The organism is Methanobrevibacter sp. (assembly GCF_045646045.1).
GTDB lineage: Archaea > Methanobacteriota > Methanobacteria > Methanobacteriales > Methanobacteriaceae > Methanocatella.
Window position 1 is genome coordinate 1 of record NZ_JAZRJY010000122.1, and the last position, 21,571, is coordinate 21,571.

Annotated in this window: 24 protein-coding genes; 14 read left to right on the forward strand and 10 right to left on the reverse strand. The window is 32.6% G+C overall.

Translation table 11 applies throughout. From position 1 onward, the window contains the following. The 4 genes from mer to ACKI5C_RS08200 all read left to right on the forward strand — a co-directional run. Positions 1-802 (forward strand): 5,10-methylenetetrahydromethanopterin reductase (gene mer, locus ACKI5C_RS08185; RefSeq protein WP_407432666.1); only part of this gene is annotated, 802 nt, incomplete at its 5' end. Between the two features lie 109 nt (positions 803-911). Then, positions 912-1,994 carry an archaeosine biosynthesis radical SAM protein RaSEA gene (locus ACKI5C_RS08190; RefSeq protein ID WP_407432667.1) on the forward strand — a complete coding sequence of 361 codons (1,083 nt, stop codon included), beginning with the start codon at positions 912-914 and terminating at the stop codon, positions 1,992-1,994. Positions 1,995-2,028: 34 nt separating this feature from the next. After that, positions 2,029-2,508, forward strand: a complete 480-nt coding sequence (locus ACKI5C_RS08195) for a DUF308 domain-containing protein (protein ID WP_407432668.1) — start codon at positions 2,029-2,031, stop codon at positions 2,506-2,508. Between the two features lie 22 nt (positions 2,509-2,530). After that, entirely contained in the window at positions 2,531-3,811 is a 1,281-nt protein-coding gene (locus tag ACKI5C_RS08200) for a cytidyltransferase (RefSeq protein ID WP_407432669.1), read from the forward strand. Here the strand turns inward: ACKI5C_RS08200 and ACKI5C_RS08205 are convergent. From ACKI5C_RS08205 to ACKI5C_RS08230, 6 genes are read right to left on the reverse strand one after another with little or no spacing between them, the layout of a single operon-like run. Next, positions 3,798-4,535 carry an NAD(P)-binding domain-containing protein gene (locus tag ACKI5C_RS08205; RefSeq protein ID WP_407432670.1) on the reverse strand — a complete coding sequence of 246 codons (738 nt, stop codon included), beginning with the start codon at positions 4,533-4,535 and terminating at the stop codon, positions 3,798-3,800. The genes ACKI5C_RS08200 and ACKI5C_RS08205 overlap by 14 nt on opposite strands. Before the next feature lie 7 nt (positions 4,536-4,542). Further along, positions 4,543-5,403: a damage-control phosphatase ARMT1 family protein gene (locus ACKI5C_RS08210; RefSeq protein WP_407432671.1), complete on the reverse strand. Its 861-nt coding sequence runs from the start codon at positions 5,401-5,403 to the stop codon at positions 4,543-4,545. A 2-nt stretch (positions 5,404-5,405) separates the two neighbouring features. Next, the gene (locus ACKI5C_RS08215) at positions 5,406-5,609 is read right to left on the reverse strand and encodes a MoaD/ThiS family protein (protein WP_296795256.1); all 204 of its coding nucleotides are present in this window, start codon (positions 5,607-5,609) and stop codon (positions 5,406-5,408) included. Next, positions 5,610-6,530, reverse strand: coding sequence for a TIGR00269 family protein (locus ACKI5C_RS08220; RefSeq protein WP_407432672.1), 921 nt, complete (start codon positions 6,528-6,530; stop codon positions 5,610-5,612). A gap of 8 nt (positions 6,531-6,538) precedes the next feature. Further along, positions 6,539-7,696 carry a vWA domain-containing protein gene (locus ACKI5C_RS08225; protein ID WP_407432673.1) on the reverse strand — a complete coding sequence of 386 codons (1,158 nt, stop codon included), beginning with the start codon at positions 7,694-7,696 and terminating at the stop codon, positions 6,539-6,541. Between the two features lies 1 nt (position 7,697). Next, complete coding sequence (locus ACKI5C_RS08230) at positions 7,698-8,555, reverse strand: AAA family ATPase (protein ID WP_407432674.1); 858 nt, start codon at positions 8,553-8,555, stop codon at positions 7,698-7,700. 123 nt (positions 8,556-8,678) lie between these two features. Between ACKI5C_RS08230 and ACKI5C_RS08235 the strand changes: the two genes are divergently transcribed. Continuing rightward, positions 8,679-9,047, forward strand: a complete 369-nt coding sequence (locus ACKI5C_RS08235; RefSeq protein WP_407432675.1) for a hypothetical protein — start codon at positions 8,679-8,681, stop codon at positions 9,045-9,047. A gap of 5 nt (positions 9,048-9,052) precedes the next feature. Here the strand turns inward: ACKI5C_RS08235 and ACKI5C_RS08240 are convergent, their stop codons facing one another. After that, entirely contained in the window at positions 9,053-10,654 is a 1,602-nt protein-coding gene (locus tag ACKI5C_RS08240) for a dihydropteroate synthase-like protein (RefSeq protein ID WP_407432676.1), read from the reverse strand. A gap of 264 nt (positions 10,655-10,918) precedes the next feature. Between ACKI5C_RS08240 and ACKI5C_RS08245 the strand changes: the two genes are divergently transcribed. The 7 genes from ACKI5C_RS08245 to ACKI5C_RS08275 all read left to right on the forward strand — a co-directional run bounded on the left by ACKI5C_RS08245 (position 10,919) and on the right by ACKI5C_RS08275 (position 15,391). Beyond that, the gene (locus ACKI5C_RS08245) at positions 10,919-11,440 is read left to right on the forward strand and encodes a pyruvate ferredoxin oxidoreductase subunit gamma (RefSeq protein WP_407432677.1); all 522 of its coding nucleotides are present in this window, start codon (positions 10,919-10,921) and stop codon (positions 11,438-11,440) included. Between the two features lie 11 nt (positions 11,441-11,451). Then, complete coding sequence (gene porD / locus ACKI5C_RS08250; RefSeq protein ID WP_296795274.1) at positions 11,452-11,694, forward strand: pyruvate synthase subunit PorD; 243 nt, start codon at positions 11,452-11,454, stop codon at positions 11,692-11,694. Between the two features lie 14 nt (positions 11,695-11,708). Continuing rightward, positions 11,709-12,854 (forward strand): pyruvate synthase subunit PorA, encoded by a 1,146-nt coding sequence (gene porA / locus ACKI5C_RS08255; RefSeq protein WP_407432678.1) that lies wholly within the window; start codon positions 11,709-11,711, stop codon positions 12,852-12,854. A gap of 2 nt (positions 12,855-12,856) precedes the next feature. Continuing rightward, complete coding sequence (porB, locus tag ACKI5C_RS08260; protein ID WP_296795281.1) at positions 12,857-13,726, forward strand: pyruvate synthase subunit PorB; 870 nt, start codon at positions 12,857-12,859, stop codon at positions 13,724-13,726. A 10-nt stretch (positions 13,727-13,736) separates the two neighbouring features. After that, positions 13,737-14,237: a 4Fe-4S dicluster domain-containing protein gene (locus tag ACKI5C_RS08265; protein ID WP_296795284.1), complete on the forward strand. Its 501-nt coding sequence runs from the start codon at positions 13,737-13,739 to the stop codon at positions 14,235-14,237. An 11-nt stretch (positions 14,238-14,248) separates the two neighbouring features. Continuing rightward, positions 14,249-14,476: a 4Fe-4S binding protein gene (locus tag ACKI5C_RS08270; RefSeq protein ID WP_296795286.1), complete on the forward strand. Its 228-nt coding sequence runs from the start codon at positions 14,249-14,251 to the stop codon at positions 14,474-14,476. 72 nt (positions 14,477-14,548) lie between these two features. Then, a complete protein-coding gene (locus tag ACKI5C_RS08275; protein WP_407432679.1) occupies positions 14,549-15,391 on the forward strand; it encodes a fumarate hydratase in 843 nt (280 codons plus the stop codon). Positions 15,392-15,589: 198 nt separating this feature from the next. On the opposite strand, the gene ACKI5C_RS08280 is transcribed toward ACKI5C_RS08275, so the two are convergent. The 3 genes from ACKI5C_RS08280 to hmdC form a co-directional block, all read right to left on the reverse strand. Beyond that, the gene (locus ACKI5C_RS08280) at positions 15,590-16,480 is read right to left on the reverse strand and encodes a PhoU domain-containing protein (RefSeq protein ID WP_407432680.1); all 891 of its coding nucleotides are present in this window, start codon (positions 16,478-16,480) and stop codon (positions 15,590-15,592) included. 5 nt (positions 16,481-16,485) lie between these two features. Continuing rightward, positions 16,486-17,328, reverse strand: a complete 843-nt coding sequence (locus ACKI5C_RS08285) for a hypothetical protein (RefSeq protein WP_407432681.1) — start codon at positions 17,326-17,328, stop codon at positions 16,486-16,488. Between the two features lie 162 nt (positions 17,329-17,490). After that, on the reverse strand, positions 17,491-18,990 hold the full coding sequence (gene hmdC / locus ACKI5C_RS08290) for a 5,10-methenyltetrahydromethanopterin hydrogenase cofactor biosynthesis protein HmdC (protein WP_407432682.1): 1,500 nt from the start codon (positions 18,988-18,990) through the stop codon (positions 17,491-17,493). Positions 18,991-19,430: 440 nt separating this feature from the next. Between hmdC and hmd the strand changes: the two genes are divergently transcribed. Both hmd and hmdB read left to right on the forward strand, forming a co-directional pair. Then, positions 19,431-20,444 carry a 5,10-methenyltetrahydromethanopterin hydrogenase gene (gene hmd / locus ACKI5C_RS08295; protein WP_407432691.1) on the forward strand — a complete coding sequence of 338 codons (1,014 nt, stop codon included), beginning with the start codon at positions 19,431-19,433 and terminating at the stop codon, positions 20,442-20,444. Positions 20,445-20,569: 125 nt separating this feature from the next. Continuing rightward, positions 20,570-21,568 carry a 5,10-methenyltetrahydromethanopterin hydrogenase cofactor biosynthesis protein HmdB gene (gene hmdB, locus ACKI5C_RS08300; RefSeq protein WP_407432683.1) on the forward strand — a complete coding sequence of 333 codons (999 nt, stop codon included), beginning with the start codon at positions 20,570-20,572 and terminating at the stop codon, positions 21,566-21,568. Positions 21,569-21,571 lie beyond the last annotated feature (3 nt).

Sequence of the window (21,571 nt, forward strand, 5' to 3'; positions counted from 1 at the left end):
AACCATTAAAATGGGTCCTGGTGTAACCAACCCATACGTAAGAAGCCCAGCAATTTCCGCTTCTGCAATTGCAACTATTGACGAAATTTCAGAAGGTAGAGCAACCTTCGGTATTGGTCCTGGTGACAAAGCAACTTTCGATGCTTTAGGAATTGAATGGACTAAACCTGTATCCACTATCAAAGCAGCAATCGCTGACATTAACACCTTATTAGCAGGTGAAAAAACTGAAGCTGGAGCAGCTTTAGGTGGAGTTAAAAAAGTACAAGATGCAATCCCTATTTACATGGGTGCACAAGGACCTAAAATGTTAGAAACCGCTGGAGAAATCGCAGACGGTGTATTAATTAACGCTTCCAACCCTAAAGATTATGAAGCAGCTATGCCAATGATCAAAAAAGGTCTTGAAGCAGCTGGTGGAGACAAAGCATTCGATGTTGGTGCATACACTGCAACTTCAATCGGTCCTGACTCAGATGCAGCTAAAAATGCAGCTAAAATCGTTGTTGCATTTATCGCAGCAGGTTCCCCACCTCCAGTTATCGAAAGACACGGATTACCTGAAGGATTCAACGAAAAAATGGGTGAATTCTTAGCTAAAGGTGACTTCGGTGGAGCTATTGGTGCTGTAACTCCTGAAGCTCTCGATGCATTCTCAGTATGTGGTACTCCTGATGAATTCATCCCTAAAATTGAAGGCTTAGCTGAAATGGGTGTAACTCAATACGTAGCAGGTTCCCCTGTTGGTAAAGACGTAGAAGAATCCATTAAATTATTAGGAGAAGTAATCGCAAGTTTCTAAACTTGCTTCCTTTTCTTTTTTTATTTTTTTAAATCACGTATACACAACTTAATAACAAAACTTTTTTTAACAACAATTTTAATTATAACATAATTACAATAATATTATAATGGAAATTGAAAATTTATGTAAAGAAATTCGAAGTAGAGCTTTTGAGCGAAAAGATCCAAAAACACCAGAACAAGTTGGTGCAAGTTGGTATAATGATGATTTAACATATGACGGTATTTCAAAAACATTATTTATTATTCTTCCAACACCAGGATGCTCATGGGCATTAGGGGACAGTGGAGGATGTACAATGTGCAGCTATGTATCCGATTGTACATTGGAACCGATTGATACTGAAACCATCCTTAATATTTTTCACGATCACTTATCCAGATTTGATATTGAAAATGAAGATAAAATAGCTGTTAAATTATTTGCATCAGGAAGTTTTCTTAATCCATACGAACTTCCTATAGATGCACGTGATGAAATATTAACTACCCTAGCCAATATGAATAATGTTTCAGAGATTATTGTTGAGTCAAGACCAGAATATGTTAAGGAAGAGTATTTGGATGATATTTTTAATATTATTGGAGACAGATTATTTGAAGTCAGCATAGGCCTTGAAACATCAAATGATTATACTCGATTAAATAAAATTAATAAAGGTTTTACTTTCAAAGACTTTGAAGATGCAGTTAAACTGATGCAGAACTTGAGAGATAGCAAAGGATATAATCTTAAATCAAAAGCTTACATTTTTGTAAAACCTATACTTGTTAGTGAATCACAAACAATAGCTGAAGCAGTTCAGACTGCAAAGGATTGTGAATCTATTGGTGTAGACAGATTATCATTCTGCCCCGCTACAATTCATGGAGGAACCGTTATTGAAAGATTATGGAGAAAAGGTGCATATCAGCCACCATGGATTTGGAGCTGTGTTGAAATCATCAATACAGTTAGGCAAGAAGTTAGCATACCATCTCTTCTTGATACATCAGGATTTGGTTCTAGACGAGGCCCATATAATTGTAAAAAATGTAATAAAGACTTAAAACATATGATTATCGATTGTAATTTAAATCAAAGTATTATTGAATATGATTGTGAATGTAAAGAGGAATGGTTGGCCGAAGTAAAAAATGCAGATATGAATGAGTCAACAGTTAAAATCAAACACATACCCTTATATTAAATAATACATAATAATTATTAATTGGAGGATTAAGATGAAAGATAAAATTGTTAGTTTACTATCAATTATTTTTGGAATAATGATAATTGCATTTCCCCTGCTGGGAGTTGTGACCCCCAGTGCAATAATTGGATTATCCGTTCTGTTCATATCCATTTATTCATTAATGATGGGAATTTCAATAATTGATTATAATAAATATGGTGCTATTACTGATTTAGTTTTAGGAGTTGTACTTCTTTTAGTAAGTATTGGATTAATATTTGATCCTGCAATGTTCAGTTTTTTAGCTGGAATAAGCCTTTACTTGGCAGGAATCATATTGATTATTGCAGGTCTTGTTTCCTTAATTAATAACCGTAGTTCCAAATATGGATTCTACACAGGAATAATCGGAATAATATTAGGTGTATGTTATATTATTATTGGAAGTTACATTTCAGATCCTTTTATTCTAGGGGCATTAATCGGATTATGGTTAATAATTAGCGGTGCCATGAGATTATTTAATTAAATCTCATAACTTTATTTTTTTGGTGTTTATTTTGATATGTATAAGTGCAGATTTTGACCCTGTTCACAAAGGTCATGAAAAATTAATTAGTGAAGCTCGAAAAATTGCTGACAGGGAATCTAAAAAATTAGTTGTTTATTTGAATAAAGGTTTCAGTGCCAATCACGCTCCTTTTTTTACAAGTTTTGAAGCCAGAAGTGAAATGGCTTTGGCATTAGGTGCTGATGAAATTAAATCATTTGAAGGACTTCACCACAGATTGGTACTATCATACAGCGTTCCAATCAGACTTCAACAGATGATTGATGACGGTGCAACAGATTATATAACATCTGCAAGCATTTCTTTAGATGAAATTGCATCAAAAGCTCAAAAATTTATTGATGAGGGCAATTTTGTAGGAATGCCGAAAAATTTTAAAAATAGAAATGAAATCCGATGGTATGCATTGAATGCATTTTTAGGTTCCAAATTAAAATTTCATATTGTTAAGGAATTCAACAAAGATAAATACTCTGGCCGTTTAATTAGACAATCCATTATTGACAATGATTATGTCATAACCAATGAAATTAAAAAGTTACTTCCAAAATCAACTGTAGAGATTCTTGAAGAGGAAATAGATAAAAACAACATTAATCTTGGCAGAAATTGGGCAGATATTTATAAAAGAATGAATACATATTCAAGAGGAAATCTCACAAAAATAGCTTACCTTAATGGAAAAACAATAAATCAAATAATTAAAAAAAGAGTATATTCCAATCCTGAATCCGTTTGGGCAGCTTTTAGACGATCAGATTATGGTCCAGTTATGACCCGTCTTGCAATAAGTTCTATTGAAGAGGAAGTAACAAAAAAAGAAGTGATGGATTTAATGAAAAGTTATGAGTCCAAAGGAGTCATTCCTGAAATGCAAAAAGTTTCCAAGGTAATTGAGCGAGCATGGTATGTTGCATCAAAAACCCATGAAGGAATGAGTGCTAAAAAAGCCAATGATGAATTCAGACAAGGAAACATTGAAGTTAAAGATGTGCCACTGGAACTCGATGCAGGTTTAAATCTCACCCGTTTTGAAACAAAAATAATGAAAGAAGATTTGAATGCAGATTTATATATTGATAAAAATAATAAAATCTCTGTTCAGCTTAAAAGTGAAGGTAAAAAGATTAAAACCAATTTAAGATTACCTGCCAAGGAAGTTACCTATTTGAGATATATTATGGATTCACATTTTATTCCAGTTACTGCAAAAAGCAAAAAAGATAAAAAAGGATATAAAATTAATGTTAAAATTGCTTGAGTTTATCAAGGGCAGCTTTAACCATATCCAAATCCCCATTATTAAAATAATTTAAGATTTCTTCCAGCTCTTCAGCTTTTCTTTTTGAAGATTTTAAAGTATTGTTGATTCTTGAAAGAGATTTATCTTTAAAATCATCCCCTTCAGTTATTGATAGCGTATCAAAAAACTCATCTTCCAAATCCAGTTTTTTAGCCAAATCATATGTTTCTATCAATAAAACGGATAATGATTTTGTATATGTACTTCTAAGCAATTTTAATTTAGAAGCATCACCAATTTTATCAGAAATAATCTTTACATTCAAAAATTCATTTAAAAAAAGCAGTTCGCGAGCATTCTTTCCAGACAAGAATAATGTTGGTGATTCAGAATCAACTTTTCCAATAATTGCCCCATCCACAAAATTGTCTAAAAGATTATTGATTTTCTCTGTTGTGGTTGGTGAAATATTATTTAAATCCAAATAAATTCCACTGCAATATTTAGCATATTTAGTTGCAACTTCAACTGCGTTTATAGGACTGACTGCTGAAATTATAATATCTGCACCAGTCAAAGCTTCACAAAATGAATCATAAACTTGAACATCAGCTTTATTGATTAATTCAATAGTATCGCTGGAGCGATTTTCACCGGAGGTTATTAAATCAATGCCTGGGGATTGAATTATTCTAGAAAGTGTATATGAAACTTTTCCAAAACCTATAAAAGCAATTTTCATAGTACCACTATTTTTTTAAAATGAGCATATCTTTAAGATTAACGCCAATATCTTTGGCGATTGTATTGCATTTTGCACAAAGCAAAAAGTAAATATCTTTATCAGACAAATCAATTTCTGTTAATCCTTCATAATTTCCCATTCCTTTAGAGATAATAAATTCATGACTGTTAAAAATCTCTCTAAATTCATCTGAAATTTCACTGTCCACATATCCTACAGTTCCGGCACCTATCTCTACAATTTCACCGAATTCATCCAAACCTGCACTAATTGCATCTTCCATGCATGCATCATTTAATATAGGTTTAGATTTTACAGCAATTGTAATGTCCAAATCATATTCTTTAATTTTAGACAGCAATAACTTATCAAAAACGATTTCACCAGTGTTATCAACCAGATACAATACTTTATCCTGTTTTTCAAGTGATTCTTCAAATGGCTCAATGTCTTTTATTACCAAGTCATTATCCAATGAATCAGCCAGCAATTGCTCAATGTCATCACTTAATTCAAACGCGCCAAAATCCAAGATATTACCAACAATAGCTATTTTTACACGATTTTCCAGCGAATCATTCTCTTTTAAAATATTTTTCGCCAATGGCAAGAATTTCAACGCTATTTCATTACCCAATATCTTCTGATTAATATAAGGATCTTCACAACCGGTTTTGGCTTTAATAAGATTATGAATATGAGAACCAGTTTTATTTGAGTTAGTTCCTTTCTTAAATTTTGTAGCTAAAAATTTAAAAATATCATTCATTAATTCCATTTTTAAATCTTCATCATCTGTTGCTAAATCTATAGCTTCACGAGCTTGTCTTAAAAAACAAGGCCCACATTCATAACTAATCTTCAAAATTAACCACCATATATTATTTGAATTAATTGTATTTCATCATCTTCATTAATTATAGTATCCTCTATTACCAACTCACCATTTTGCTTTGCAACAACTGTTTGAGTTGATAGGCCTAATTCAGTTATTAAATCTTTTATAGCATAATTTTCCTGAGGTATTTCTTTTAATTCTGATTTATTTTTATATTTTAACGTAAAAGACATTTAATCACCTTTTAATTCTTCTATAAATGAACATGCTTTACATAATTCATTTGCTGACGGTTCACCACATTTTACACATCTTCCATGAGAATATTCCTTTTTAAAGTCATCTTTAATTGCATTTTTAATTTTGTCATATCCCCTCAAAGTGGAATATTTTATTGTTGGATGGTCTTCACTTAATTTATTAATTACTTCAGAAACTTCTCCTCTGAAAGATTGCTGTGCATATGGACAGCTTGCAAAGTGAACTTCCAATTCCTTTGCTACAACATACAAACCAATTTCACGTTCTGGAATTTCACGAAGAGGTTTTATTTTAACTGTAAATTCCTCTGCTTTTGATTCTGTTTTAGCGCCCAGTTTAGTTAAATTATCAGTATTGCCTTCAAGATAATTCATCATTATTGCTTGAACTTCATCATCCAAATTATGTCCTGTAGCAATTTTTGTAGCACCCATTTCACGAGCTGCCTTATTAATTATTGTCCTTCTAAAAACTCCACAATATGAACATGAACCTTTATGATTAGGCTTTTGCATTATTTCATCTAATGTAATGCCATAAGTATCTTTCAGCGAAACGATTTTGTGTTCTATACCTAAACGCTCAGCATGACGAATAGCTATATCAACTCCATCCTGCCTATAATTGTCAATTCCTTCATCCACAGTTACCGCACAGAGATCAATAATATTGAGTTCACGAAAGGAATTCAAAATTTCAAGTGTTGTTACACTATCTTTTCCTCCCGAAAGTGCAACTAAAACCTTATCTCCTTTATCCAATAATTTTTCTTTCCTAACTGTTTTAATGACTTTTTTTTCAATTGATTCAATGAAACAATCCTTACATAAATATTGGCCGGACTGTTCTTTTTTAATAATAACATTAGGATTACCGCATTTGGTACAATCCATTTTCTCACCTACATCTGCTCTACAAATTGAGCTAATTGATTAAGGGTATTAACTTCAAATACATGTGCTCCAGCATCCTCATAAAGTGAAACACAACTATCAACTATATCCCATTTATTTCTATCTTCCGGATTGAGTATAACAACTTTTTTAGAGTCACGAACCATCTCTTCAACTAAATGTACACTTGCAGGTATTCCATTCTGTTTTGGACCTGCCCAATCCCTGCAATCAGATAATATTATCACATAAGATTTATTGTTTAAATTTGCCTTTTCCTGAAATGATTTGAATGCAGAGTACATGTCGGATGTTCCGTGAACCATCATATTCTTTACTCTTAAATCTTTAACCTTAACAAAAGAATCTATAAGATATTCTTCTTTTAAAGCATCAGTCGTTTCTATAACTTTATTATCAAATTCAAAAGTTCTTGAATGTTTAAATGCAGTTTGTGCAGAAAACATTAACATAAAAAACCAACTACTAATCCATTCACATGACCCGCTAATATCATTCAGGAACAAATGTTCATTTTTATGTGGTCTTGGCTTAGCTTTAACAAGTTCGATTGGTACGCCACCATATTTTAAATTAGCACGAATGGTTCTTCGCATATCTATTTTATGAGAAGATGATTGGATTTTACGTCTTGAACGTTTATTGGCTATTCTTCTACCTAATCTTTGGCAAATTTCAAGCATTCTAGGGTCAAACCTGTTGAGTTTTGTTAAATCCTTGTTCATTAGTTCCCCATCGCGTTCAAGTTCCTTAACTTCATCAAGCAATGGCTGGCCAGACAACATTTTTAACTTTTCATTGTTCATCTTTTCTTTTTGAACTTTTTTATAAGCATTATTTTGTTTTTTAATAATATATTTATTGGATTTTGGGCCTGTACCCTTGTATGCTTTACCTCTTTCAAGCATTTCATCTGCTTCAGACTTTACCTTTTCCTTTTTGAAAATCTCTTCAAAAATCTTGTTGAATTTAGGAATATCGTATTTATCCTTAACATAAATTGCCCTCAAGGCAGTCCTAAGCAAATCCCTATCACTTTCTCCAATCTGAAGATAAACCTCACTTGCAGAAAAAGTACTTCTAATACTAACCGGCAAGCCTGCTCCCCTCAATTGATTGGATAAATTGACTATTTTATTAACCATTTTAATATTTCCTATCTAGGACATCTTTAATAACACGTTTTTTATCACTTTCAGTTTTAATGGCTACGCCAACACTATCTTTCATGGCTTCTGTTGTATTTCGGTTATTTAAATTTGAAACTGATTTTACCCAATCCACAGTTCCCCTAACGGAAGGTTTTTTAAGTAAATTAAGGCTTCTAATCTCCTGAACAATTTTAACAACTTTTGAAACTGTATCATCATCAGCTTCCGGAAGCTTGGACTTGACAATTTCAATTTCCCTTTCAACACTAGGATAAGGAATATATAAGAACAAACATCTGTCTTTTGTCTCATCAAGAAGTGACCTTTGTGAGTTGGAAGTTAAAATAACAATCAAGTCATTTTGTAACTGGAATGTACCTAAGTCATTAATGGTAATTTCCTGTTCACCTAATGCCTGAAGTAGAAAACTTTCAACTTCTTCATCAGCCTTATCAATTTCATCGATGAGCAAAACTGAATCCTTTTCATTTAGAAAAGCATTTAAAAGTGATCTTCTAATAAAATATTCCTCTTCGAATATGGTATCTTCTTTAGCTTCAGTATTTTTTGCAGCTTCCAAGTGCAATAACTGTTTTTGATAGTTCCATTCACCGACAATCTGTTCAAAAGTAATACCTTCATAACACTGAATTCTGAAGAAATCCCTATCAAAAGTTTTGGCTACAACTTTGGCAAGTTCTGTTTTACCAACACCCGGTGGACCTTCAATTAACATAGGTTTAGCTAATAAAAAAGATAAAAACAGAGTAGTTGATATTTCTTTATTAGAAACATACTGCTCTTCTAAAAGAGCCTTATCAATATCTTTAATACTTAATCCTTCACTTTGCAAATTTAAACACCAATCAAATTTTACTTAATTAAATTATATAATAAATCTAATTTAAAGTTTATGAAAAATATTAAATATATTGATAGGTAAAAAATAATAATAATATAGCATAGGAGGGTAAGAATGAAATTTGATAATATGGTTATTTTAGCTGTTATAGTAGCAATAATTATATTAACAATGGGTGCTGTTGTTTACACAAGCGGTCTTGATAAAACAACAAATAATATTACCGATGTAAATAACACAAACGGCACGCACAAAAATGATAATGGCCTACTTTCAATTTTTAATGAAAGTCAGAAAACCACAAGTTCAAGTTCATCTAGTCAAAGCCAAAGTCAAAGCCAAAGTAGTTCAAGTTCACAAGGAGGTTCTTCATCTGGCGGAAGCAGTGATTCTGGCGGAGGTTATACTCCTTCTCCTTCACCGTCTCCAAGCCCGACTCCGGCACCTGAGCCTTCACAAGACTGGGATATTATAGATGACTAAAAAAATCAATTTTTAAACTGATCAGGATTTTTGAACAATTCAAAATCCTGAACATAATCTTTACCCGTAATCATGGCGATTTCAGCTTTTTGGAGTTCACTTCCAAGATATGCTGCATGTTCCATGCGGGTAACAAGTTCTTTTTTTATTATTTCTTCATATACTTCTTTAGCTGTTTTTCCAACAATTACTAAATCCGCTTTATTTTTCTTAAAATGAGTTGCGATAATTTTGCTTTCACTTACTGTAGTTCCATAATCAACATTTATTCTGAAACTGCCCGCCTTGTCACGAATGAATTTTAAAGGTTCGGAAAGCTTTGCATGTGGAATTCCATCCAGTTCATTTTCGATAACATCATTTCTTTTATGCTTATCCTTGAATGCAACAAGATTGATTCCTAAGTCCTTTGGTATGGATTTTCTATGCTTTGCAAGAAACATCATTTTAGAAGCAGTTGAAAGCTCATAAACGCTGCCTCTTGTTTTTCCACTTTCTTCAGGAGTAAATAATATACTTACGCCAAGCTCCATACCTATTCCAGCCAACAATACATTGGCTCCACCAGAATCGGCATCCATTAATTCAATGACATTACCTACACCGAAAAACATTGGTGCTTTGTTTTTTTCATGAAAATCCTTAAATGCAATGATTGAATCGACAACACTTGCACTGTTAACCGGATCCAATATCAAATCAGCAACATACTTCAAACCATCAGTATCTTCAATTAACTGATTCATGAATTCGACCCTTTCTTCGGGAGTTTTTGGTGTAATTCCATCACTAAAATTAGTTGGAAGCAATACTGCAGGAATTCCTTTTTCCTTTAATAATGGAGCTACTTTAGATTGATTACCTAAATCCACACTTAAAACGAAATCAATTCCATTTTCAGCCGCCACAATAATTTCATCAGCATTTAATGTATCTATACTTAAAGGTCTATCTCCTACAATTGGTCTTAATGTATTGATTAATTCAGGAATTTTATCTGAAAAATCTTCACCTGCAGCCATACCAATATCAATCATGTCCGCACCACAGTCAACAAAATATTGGCATTTGTTAATTAACGCCTCTTTTGATAAAAAAGGCGCATTGGCTATTTCGGCCAAGACCCTCATAGGAAAATCTTCACCCACAGGCAATTTTCCAACCATTATATTATTAGGTTTTTGAAGAAGTTTTTCTATAGTTTCAGCATCATTTTCAAAGTCTTGAATTATTTTAAATGCTTCTTTTCGTTTTTCTTCTTCTATCAATTTATCTGCAGGTTTATCTTCAGACAGTTCAATATTATCAAGCAAATTTAAAACCATTGCTAAATCTGCCCCATCAGTAGATCCTTTAAATGTTGGAATTCCAAGTTCCTTTGTTATTTCACGAGTGCCTTTTTTTATTAAACCTGGAACTAAAATTAAATCAATTTCATCTAATTGATCCTTAAAATAAGTTTTTACTTCTTTTATAATCATTTTTGGAGTTAAGAAAGCTGCAACTTGTGTATCAGCAATATGAACAATAACATCTTGGGATGAATCTGAAACCACATTTTTTATTAACGGATATGCTAAATTTCCTGTAATTATTAAAACTTTCATAGTAACTCCTCAAACATATTATAATTATTATATTATATTAAATCTTTGAAAAAGCAATAATACCTCAAAACAATTAGATAATCTTAAATCCTTTTAATTAATCTTTATTAAACTAAAAAATAACTATTAAAAAAACAACAATAAATACAAGCATTATAAATTAAAAATTAAACAAAAATATTGTAAAATAAAAATATAACATAAGATTTATATATTTTGGAATTTATAATGATTATACATGATAAATATATGGAGGAAAATTTAATGATTGAAATTCGTTTTCATGGAAGAGGTGGACAAGGTTCCGTAACCGCTGCCGAAATTTTGGCTAAAGCAGCATTCAAAGACGGTAAATATTCACAAGCTTTTCCATTTTTTGGAGTAGAACGTAGAGGGGCTCCAGTTATGGCTTTCACAAGAATTGATGATGAGCCAATTGATTTAAGATACCAAGTCTATAATCCAGACTATGTATTAGTTTTAGATGATGGATTATTGAATGTAGTAGATGTATTTTCAGGAATTAAAGACAATACTGAAGTTATTATTAATACTGAAACCTTTGAAGGTAGTGGAGCACACGAAGTCCACAGTATTGACGCAACTGGAATAGCATTAGATATGTTAGGACGTAACATTGTAAATACTATTATTTTAGGATTTTTTGCTAAAAAAACCCAAGCAGTAAGTATTGATTCACTTCTTGAAGTGATAGCAGAAACATTCCCTGGAAAAGTTGGGGAATTAAATGTAGAAGCTACTAAAAAAGCTTATGATATGGGATAGGGGGATTTATTATGGTAAGTATAGGATGTGTAATTAAAAACCCAGGTAATAGTAGAAATAACAAAACCGGAAGCTGGAGAACTTTCAAACCAATTTTAGACAAAGAAAAATGTATTGATTGTGATAATTGTATTATCTTTTGTCCAGACGGTAGTGTAAACAAACAACATGATATAGATTACGATTTCTGTAAAGGATGCGGAATTTGTGCAAACGAATGTCCTTCCGATGCAATTGAAATGGTAAAAGAATAGAAGAGAGTGATTAGATGGTAAAAGAAGTAATGACCTCAAATAAAGCAGTTGCAGAAGCTGTTAGATTAGCTAAACCACAAGTTATTCCTGTTTATCCAATTACTCCACAAACTACAATCTCAGAATATTTAGCACAATATGTTGCTGATGAAAAAATTGATGCTAAATATGTCAAAGTAGAATCCGAACACAGTGCAATAAGTGCTGCTGTTGGAGCTAGTGGTGCTGGAGTAAGAGTATTTACAGCAACATCTTCACAAGGATTAATGTTAATGCACGAAATTTTATTTGCAGCAGCGGGTATGAGAACCCCATTCGTTTTAGCTGATGCAAACAGGGCAATTTCTGCTCCATTAAATATTTGGAACGATCAACAAGATTCAATTGCTCAAAGAGATTCTGGTTGGTTACAAATTTATGTCGAAAATGCTCAAGAAGCATTAGATACTACTTTAATGGCTTATAAAATTTCAGAAAATCCTGATGTATTGCTTCCATCAATGGTATGTTTAGATGGATTTATTTTAACACACACAGTTGAACCGGTAGAAATTCCAGATCAAGAAAGTGTAGATAAGTTTTTACCTCCATACGTTCCAGAACATGCATACCTTGACCCGAAAGAACCAATGTCTATTGGTAACTTTGCTGATCCTGATTATTATACTGAAGCAAGATATGCAATGCAAGTTGCAATGGATAATTCAGTCGAAGTTATTCAAAAAACTTGTGATGAATTTGCAGAAATATTCGGAAGACAATATGGTCTTGTTGAACCATACAAAACCGAAGATGCAGACATCATATTTGTTGCAATGGGATCACTTTGTAGTACTATAAGAGTAATTGTTGATCAATTAAGAGACCAAGGCGAAAAAGTAGGTTTACTTAAAATTAGAGCTTACAGACCATTCCCTGTTGAAGCAATTAAAGAAGCAGTTAAAAATTGTGAAAAAATAGCTGTTATTGATAAAAACTTCTCATTTGGAATTGGTGGAGCACTTTATTCTGATATGAAAGTTAAAATTGACAAAGATGTATATGGATTCGTTGCCGGTTTAGGTGGAAGAGACATAACCCCTGAATACATATTAGAAGCATATGAAAAAACAAAAGTGCCAGAAAAAGATGTCACATGGCTAGGACTTAAGGAGGAATAGATATGGTAGATATACCTGATAAAGATTTATTAGCACCAGGACACAGAGGATGTGCTGGTTGTGGAGCATCTATTGGTGTAAAATTAGCTCTTAATGCTTTAGGAGAAAATACTGTAGCTATTTCTGCTACAGGATGTCTTGAAGTTATGACTACACCATACCCAGAATCTGCATGGGAAGTTCCATTTATTCACGTAGCATTTGAAAACTCCGGTGCTGTTGCATCTGGTGTTGAAGCTGCATTAAGAATACAAGGAAAAGATGATGTAAATGTTGTTGCTTTCGGTGGTGACGGAGGAACTGTAGATATCGGTTTGCAATCCCTTTCAGGAGCTATGGAAAGAGGACACAACATGTTATACATTTGTTACGATAATGAAGCATATATGAATACAGGTATTCAAAGAAGTGGAGCAACTCCTTTTGGTGCAACAACAACTACTTCACCACAAGGAAGTGCAAGTTTCGGAGAAGATAAACCTAAAAAAGATATGCCTATGATTATGGCAGCACATGGAATTCCATATGTAGCTACCGCATCAATTGCATACCCAGAAGATTTTGTAAACAAAGTTAAAAAAGCAGCTTCAATCGAAGGACCTGCTTACATACACTTACAACAACCATGTACAACCGGTTGGGGATACCCTTCTGAAAAAACAATTGAAATGGGTAGATTAGCTGTAGAAACTGGATCTTGGATATTATATGAAATTGAAAACGGTGAATTCAGCATTACTTTTACACCTGAAGAAAGAAAACCTGTAAAAGAATACTTATCACAACAAAAAAGATTCAGACACTTACAAGATGAACAAATCGAAAAAATACAAAAATACGTAGACGCACAATGCAGTGAATTAGGATTATAGGAGGAAAACTATGGAAAAAATTTCCGTAAATAGTAATATGTGTGATGGATGTCTCAACTGTGAAAATATGTGTGCATCTGTCCATACAGCAGCTAGAATAAAAATCATAGAACATAAGTCCTCCTTCTATGGTATTGTATGTCAACATTGTGAAAGTGCACCTTGTATTAAAATCTGTCCAACCGATGCGATAACAGATGAAAAAGTTGATACAACAAAATGTATCGGTTGTGGATTATGTGTAATGGTTTGTCCATTCGGCGCAATGACTTACACAGCAAGTATTGCTGAGAAATGTGATTTATGTGCTGACAGAGAAGAAGGCCCTGCATGTATTAAAGCATGTACTAAAAGAGCTATTTCAGTTCTCGACCCTGCTAAAGTTAAAGCTAAAAATCAGCAAAAATTCTTATCTAAACTTGCAGGAATTTACGAGCCTGATCAGAAAAAAGGTGGATTTGTCCACGTGATTACAAGTCAAGCTAGAGCCAGACTGGTTCTAGACGAATAGGAATATTTTCTATGAATTGTTTAAATTGTACAACTTGTGAAAGTGATTGTCAACTTAAAGAAGTTGACACACCTTCTTTATTTTGTATGAACTGCCAACCATCAGAAGCACCATGCCTAAAAGAATGTCCGAATAATGCCATTGAAGTATTAGGCGGAGCTATTACCATCAATGAAGAAAAATGTGATAGATGCAAACAATGTGTTGATGTTTGTCCTATTGGAGCCATCCATATTTAACTAATTTTCAAAAATATTTATAATCTTTTAAAATCAAAAATAGTAATAATTAAATTTTACAAGGTTTTTATTTTGATTACTAAAGATGTCATTAGAGATAAAGTTTATGAACTATACAAGCAAGCAGTAATTGTTCTTGGTGATGATGTGAAAAAATCTCTTGAAGATGCGCTAGAAAAAGAAGAACATGATTTGGCAAGATTAAATATTGAAGCTATTTTGAAAAACATTGACCTTGCTGAGGAAAAAGGTATTCCAATGTGTCAAGATACCGGCCTTCCTGTTGTCTTTGTTAAACTTGGTAATGTGAAAGTGGAAAACCTACGCCAAGGAATTGAAGAAGGTATTAAAAAAGCAACAGAGGAAGTTCCAATTAGACCAAATATTGTAGATCCATTATCCCGTAAGAATACAAACATCAATGTTGGAGATTACATACCACCAATAGACATTGAATTAATTGATGAGGATTATCTTGAAATAACCATTTTACCTAAAGGATTTGGTTCAGAAAACAATAATGCCCTAAAAATGGCATTGCCTGCTGAAGGTATTGATGGAATAAAAGAATTTGTAGTTGAATCTGTCCTTAAAGCAAAAGGAAAACCATGCCCACCAACAGTTGTCGGTGTAGGTATTGGAGGAACTTCAGATTTATGTCTAAAATTAGGTAAAAAAGCATTGCTTGGAAAAGTTGGTGAAAGAAATCCCGACCCTGAAATAGCTAAATTAGAAGAAGAGATTTTAGCTAAAATTAATGAATCCGGAATTGGACCAATGGGACTTGGTGGAAAAACAACCACATTAGATGTGAAAATATTAAAAGCACATACCCATACTGCAGGCCTTCCAATTGGAGTTTGTATCCAATGCTGGGCAGACAGGCATGCAACAGGAAGAATCTATGACAACTAGATTCTTTTTAATTTATTTTTTTATAAAATTAAAAAATTACACTACGGCATGTAGATAACACAATAGAATTGAATTAAGATTTTTACTAAAACCACATATTTGCAAAAACCATTTAATTAAAATAAATAATTTATTAACAACCATCATTTTAATTGGTCACAAAATTAAAAATTATTGTACCTGCAAACAAGTGAAAAATTAACTCAGCCTGAAGGTACGTGGAGTGGTTGGTCTTGGAATATTTTCATGGAATTCAACTGCCACATCCATAATTTCAACAGAAATATCACCAATACGTTCAAATGCTTTAATTACTCTAAATAAATATATGAAATAATTAGAACGTTCTTTTTCATCAAATGAACTCTCAGCCATTTGGGTTGCAATTAAATTAATAGATTTGGTTTGAAGAATATGGATTGATTCCTCCAATTCCATAATATCATCTTTTAGATCAGTACGGCCTTCTAAAAAAACAAGCATAGATAAACGAAGCATTTTTTGAGCAGTTTTATGCATTTTCTTTAGTTTTTTAAGAATATCCTCATTTACTTCATATACCTCATTAATTACAAATTTTGCAATATGAGCACAGTAATCTCCAATACGCTCCAAATCATATGCAACCTCGTTGTACAATACAGATTTTGAAAATTCCGAAGTATAATTCATACTGACAATAGTTTCAACAGATGTTCTGATTTTTTCAACCATATTGTTAGTAACATAATCCATTTCCAAAGCCTTATTTGCTTTATCCTCATCAGATTCTAAAATAGCATCAAAAGACATTTCAAGTTGAGAACGAACATGTTTTGCCATATTAAATAACATTTCATTAATTAAAACATTTCCCGAAACATTTTTAGGGCGCACATATTCTCCCAAAGATTCAGCAACTTTTTCATAACTTTTCATATCAATCATATATGCTCTTTTAATAGTGCCATCTTCAATTAACGGCCGTATTAATTGAGTCACATATCTGCGTGAAATACCCAAACGTTTGGCAATTTCATCTTGTGTTGCCGGATTTTCATATAATATCAAATCCAAAATATCCTTTAACGTCTTATTTTTCTTAGTCATACTATCTATTTTTTATAGTCATCCAACAAGTCATTTGATTCGAAGCGAATATTACTTGAGGATTTATTAATACTTTTTTGAAATCTTCTTTGATTTCCATTATGGTTATTCTCCCCATGATTTATATTATGCTGTTGATGAGGAGAGTGATTAACATGTCCGTTTATTTTTCTAGGAGTTTGTCTTTGAACATTCATTTTTCTGTGATTAACATTGGCATTATTATCTGAGACATGTTGTTTTTGATTATAATCCCTTTGGGATTGACTTGATAGGCTTAAGATTCTATATATGACAAATGTAATTAATAAAAATGCAATAATAGCTATAGGCAAATCAAAATGAATAAATACAGTATCATAAACATTTGTTATGAAATTTCCCATATCTACAAATCCTCTAGCCAGAAATATCAAACCGACGAAAGCTAAAATTAAACCGTGTTCTTTTTTAACAACGTTTGGTTTTAGTACAAGAGGATATGCACTGATAAATAACAATGCAATACCTAAAAGCCTATATAAGTTATTAGCAGCAAAACCTTGTATTGCTAAAAAGAACCTGACAAAAGCATATGGTAAAATTCCCATTTCTGCAAGTAAAGCAAAAATTAACATTAGCTGAATAAAAGCAATTACCACCAACGGAACCACATATACAATATCCCATTCAAAATCCGGACTGAAAGATGCATTGGAAACAGGATCCTCCAATGCTTCTGAAAGCATCGTATAAAGAACGGAGAAAAGTACTGAACCTATAAGAGTACCTGCAATACCCAAAATATAGGTTAATAAAGTAACTAAACCTGAAATAGCTCCAACTAATATAAGTTTTTTATGATTCATGATAATTACCTTCATAAATTTAATTATTAATAATATAATTTTCAAACAATTTAAACTTTAAGATGATACTATAATTTATATTTTTTGATTAGGAAAAACATGAGAAAAAATAATTAAACTAAAAAAAATAAATGAAAATAAAGAAAAATAAAAAAGAAAGAATTATATTATAGTTAAAGCATTCGGTACTTTTTTAAGCACGTTTTCTTTAACTGGAACCATTGTTGATGATGCAATGGAAAAGTCTGCAGAATCTGCTGCTTTTTTATCATCAGTTTCACCAATAATAGTAGCATTTAAAGCATCCTGCAAGTTTGCCACAGTATTATCCAATACCCATTTATCAACATCCGAAATTATAATTTCATCAACATGCTTATCCAATTCATTAGCAAGTACCCAGGAAATAAATCTGCCTCCATGCAATGCAATCGTATTTCCTTCAGCGAGATTAACAATTTCATCCAATGTATGTTTTAAATGAATATTCTTATACATATTAGAACTGACAAGTGTAGCCCAGTGTGCATCACCCACAGCATATGATCCGATTTTTCTTGGATAGATATAATCTGGTCCTGCAATTTTAACTGCAGTAGCCAAAGCAATCAAATCATGCTTTTGAACAGGCAACCCTCTATTAGGGAATTCTTCATTAATAATTTGAATAACTCTCGGAAGACCGAATTTACCTCTTCTTGCGGTTCCAGGTTCGAATCCACACATATAACCATGATGATTTTTAGGAAAACCCGTTATTACCATATTTAAACCGCTTCTTAAACCTGCACGAACTTCATGTTCATATGCACCATTAGTTGCAACTACTTTTCCCGGAGATAATATTCTGGCTGCTGCAATAGTTTTAGCAAAGGCTTCAGTAGTATTTTCACATCTGTTAAACGGTCCGCCTTCAACAACAATAACATCAGCACCAATTTCAATAGATTTTTCAAAACCTGTGATGACTTCATCATAACCGTCACCAACAAACATGATGGATTCCAAACCTTTACCATATTCCTTTGCCAAATTAGCTATATCAACAGCTTCTTTTAAAGGAGCAGCATGACCGTCACCAGTTTGTTCAGAGGTTACATTAACTGCAACAGAAGAAGATAATTTAACCCATTCTTCCTTATCGGATTTTTGTTCCAATTCCTTATCTATTAGTCTTTCATGTATTCTTCCGCGAGGACATTCGGTAAATGCAGGGCCTTTATTATAACATTCCCCTCCACATCCACTAATATTTTTAGGAAGTCTCATTGCACCATTTTCACCAAAATGATCAAGGTCAAGAGGAACATCAACGACATCGTGAACCATCTGCATAACTTCAATTCCACGCATTCCAAATTTTTCAGCAATATCAGAAAATGCATATGCGCAAATATGTATCGGAGCACCAATCATATCAGCTAATCGACAGTTTCCAATTAAATCCATCAGTTCCAAATCAGAAGCACAAGTTCCTGCAACAATTTCTGTTAAATCACAACCTAAAGGAAATCTTTTAAATTGCATTCCCAATTTCATTGTTTCTTCAAGAGATAACTCGGAAATTGCATCAACAACTGCAACAACATCTTTGTTTTCCATTTTTGATATTTCAATCGCCGCATCATCCTCATTAACTGCTTTTTTTATTAAATCATACATGAAATAAACTCCTCTCAATATCTATTGTTAAATTATATTTCAGTGAAATATTAAATAAAAACTTTTCGTTTTTAGGCATACCAAAAACAAATTTTAAAACAATGAAATAAATAATAAAGTAATACTTTTATTATCATATCAATAAAAAAAGTAATACTGGTATTACTAAATAAATAAAGCATATAAAAACTAGTAATACTAAATTGAAGCCCTATGTAAAGATTTAAATAGTAAGAAGAATTTAATAAAAATTATTACTACATGTATAACTACCTAACTAAAAATATGTCTAACAAATTAAAAGCGTAACAATGTAGTAACTATCCTTCCAAATGAAATAATTTATTTGGAAGGAAAAAAATTATAATGGAGACAAAAAAATGGTTCTTTCTAAATTAAAAGAAAAATTAGAAGGACGTAATAAAAAAGGAGATAAAAAAATGAAAGTAGCAATTTTAGGTGCAGGATGTTACAGAACTCATGCTGCAAGTGGAATTACAAACTTTGCAAGAGCTTGTGAAGTTGCAGAAGCAACCGGAAAAGAAAATATTTCAATGACCCACTCCACTATCGAAATGGGTGCAGAATTATTAGAATTAGCTGGTGTTGACGAAGTTGTTGTAGCTGACCCAGTATTTGACGGTGACTTCACTGTAGTAGACGACTTTGATTATGCAGAAGTTATCGCAGCTCACAAAGCAGGTAATCCTGAAGATGTAATGCCTGCAATCAGAGCAAAAGTTAATGAATTAGCTGAAACCGTACCTAAACCAGCAAAAGGTGCTATTCACTTTACTCACCCAGAAGACTTAGGTATGAAATGTACTACTGATGATTCTGAAGCAGTTGCTGACGCTGATTGGGTTATGACCTGGTTACCAGAAGGAGGTATGCAACCTGACATCATCAAAAACTTCGCTGATGACATTAAAGAAGGTGCAATCGTAACTCATGCATGTACTATTCCAACTACTGGATTAAACAAAATTTTCGAAGACTTAGGAACCAATGTTAACGTAGCTTCCTACCACCCAGGTGCTGTACCTGAAATGAAAGGACAAGTATACATTGCAGAAGGATTTGCTGACCAAGCATCCATTGACACTTTATTAGACTTAGGTCAAAAAGCAAGAGGATCCGCATTCACATTACCTGCTAACATGGTTGGTCCTGTATGTGATATGTGTTCCGCTGTAACTGCAATTACCTATGCAGGTATCTTAGCTTACAGAGACACCGTTACTCAAATTTTAGGTGCTCCTGCAGGATTTGCACAAATGATGGCTAACGAAGCTTTAACACAAGTAACCGCATTAATGCAAGACGAAGGTATCGACAAAATGGACGATGCTTTAAACCCAGCTGCATTGTTAGGTACTGCTGACTCAATGAACTTCGGTTCATTAGCTGAAATTGTTCCTACAGTATTAGATTACTTAGGTAAAGATGAATAAACATAATAAGTTTGATTGTTGGTTTAAACCAACAATTTTTAACTTATTTTTTAATATCTGAGCTAATTAGTTATTAAAAAATAATTTAATACTTTTTATAAATTATTTTTGAGAGATGAATGTTGATGATTGATGAAATACTAAACAAAGCAAAACAAGGAAAAGAATTAACGGATGATGAATTTTTAGAATTGTTAAATATCGAGGACGATGAAAAATTAGAAAAATTATTCAAAATAGCCTGTGATATAAGAGATAATCAATCAAAACTAATTAAATTAACATCAACAGTGCATCTTACAAACAAATGCTTAATTCAACCTAGATGTGAATACTGCGGTTTTGCAGAAGAAACGTCCTCAACAGGTTATTACAATGCATTTTATAAATCCAATGAAGAAATATTAACAGCAGTTAAATCTATACAGGAAGCACATATTCCTCGCGTTAGCTGTTCTGGAGGATATGGCTTTAAAGGAAAACAAGCAGTTAATGCATGTAAAATTGTAAAAGAAAACTCCAATTTAGAAATTCTGGTTAATGTAGGTGGAGATTTAACTGAAAAATCTGTAAATGATTTGGCCAATTTAGGAGTAGATACAATATGTTGCAATTTAGAAACTATAAACGAAGATGTATTCTATCAAAGAAAACCTGGAGACTCACTAGATCAAAGAATATTAACCTGTAAAAGAGTAAGCGATATTGGAGTAGGCTTATCCTCAGGATTACTTTTAGGACTTGGCGAAAGCAAAAAAGACAGGATAAAGCATTTACGTTATTTATCTAATTTCAAAACATTGGAAGAAATACCAATAATGGGATTTAATCCCTATCCAGATACACCAATGGAAGATTATCCCCCATTTCCACTGATAGAACAATTAAAAATGGTAGCGATTACACGCATAATGTATCCGGAAATTACAATTACAATGCCAACACCAACTGTCGGGCCGGAAAATGTGGAATTTTCACTTAGAGCAGGTGCCAATAATTTAGCTACAGTTATTGCGGACAATTACCCTCACGAAGTTAAGGGTGTCGGTTCCCCAAATTATGGTAATTATAATAAAGTAGTTAATGTTATTGAAAAATTAGACTTGATACCTCAAACTATTTAATCA

What these genes read in the sequence shown, in the direction of transcription:
- ACKI5C_RS08265 (WP_296795284.1), top strand. Translation starts at nt 13,737, where the DNA reads ATGGAAAAAATTTCCGTAAATAGTAATATGTGTGATGGATGTCTCAAC.
- porA (WP_407432678.1), top strand. Translation starts at nt 11,709, where the DNA reads ATGGTAAAAGAAGTAATGACCTCAAATAAAGCAGTTGCAGAAGCTGTT.
- ACKI5C_RS08285 (WP_407432681.1), bottom strand. Translation starts at nt 17,328, where the DNA reads ATGAATCATAAAAAACTTATATTAGTTGGAGCTATTTCAGGTTTAGTT.
- hmdB (WP_407432683.1), top strand. Translation starts at nt 20,570, where the DNA reads ATGATTGATGAAATACTAAACAAAGCAAAACAAGGAAAAGAATTAACG.
- ACKI5C_RS08240 (WP_407432676.1), bottom strand. Translation starts at nt 10,654, where the DNA reads ATGAAAGTTTTAATAATTACAGGAAATTTAGCATATCCGTTAATAAAA.
- hmdC (WP_407432682.1), bottom strand. Translation starts at nt 18,990, where the DNA reads ATGTATGATTTAATAAAAAAAGCAGTTAATGAGGATGATGCGGCGATT.
- porB (WP_296795281.1), top strand. Translation starts at nt 12,857, where the DNA reads ATGGTAGATATACCTGATAAAGATTTATTAGCACCAGGACACAGAGGA.
- hmd (WP_407432691.1), top strand. Translation starts at nt 19,431, where the DNA reads ATGAAAGTAGCAATTTTAGGTGCAGGATGTTACAGAACTCATGCTGCA.
- ACKI5C_RS08245 (WP_407432677.1), top strand. Translation starts at nt 10,919, where the DNA reads ATGATTGAAATTCGTTTTCATGGAAGAGGTGGACAAGGTTCCGTAACC.
- ACKI5C_RS08195 (WP_407432668.1), top strand. Translation starts at nt 2,029, where the DNA reads ATGAAAGATAAAATTGTTAGTTTACTATCAATTATTTTTGGAATAATG.
- ACKI5C_RS08220 (WP_407432672.1), bottom strand. Translation starts at nt 6,530, where the DNA reads ATGGATTGTACCAAATGCGGTAATCCTAATGTTATTATTAAAAAAGAA.
- porD (WP_296795274.1), top strand. Translation starts at nt 11,452, where the DNA reads ATGGTAAGTATAGGATGTGTAATTAAAAACCCAGGTAATAGTAGAAAT.
- ACKI5C_RS08190 (WP_407432667.1), top strand. Translation starts at nt 912, where the DNA reads ATGGAAATTGAAAATTTATGTAAAGAAATTCGAAGTAGAGCTTTTGAG.
- ACKI5C_RS08235 (WP_407432675.1), top strand. Translation starts at nt 8,679, where the DNA reads ATGAAATTTGATAATATGGTTATTTTAGCTGTTATAGTAGCAATAATT.
- ACKI5C_RS08215 (WP_296795256.1), bottom strand. Translation starts at nt 5,609, where the DNA reads ATGTCTTTTACGTTAAAATATAAAAATAAATCAGAATTAAAAGAAATA.
- ACKI5C_RS08270 (WP_296795286.1), top strand. Translation starts at nt 14,249, where the DNA reads ATGAATTGTTTAAATTGTACAACTTGTGAAAGTGATTGTCAACTTAAA.
- ACKI5C_RS08280 (WP_407432680.1), bottom strand. Translation starts at nt 16,480, where the DNA reads ATGACTAAGAAAAATAAGACGTTAAAGGATATTTTGGATTTGATATTA.
- ACKI5C_RS08205 (WP_407432670.1), bottom strand. Translation starts at nt 4,535, where the DNA reads ATGAAAATTGCTTTTATAGGTTTTGGAAAAGTTTCATATACACTTTCT.
- ACKI5C_RS08225 (WP_407432673.1), bottom strand. Translation starts at nt 7,696, where the DNA reads ATGGTTAATAAAATAGTCAATTTATCCAATCAATTGAGGGGAGCAGGC.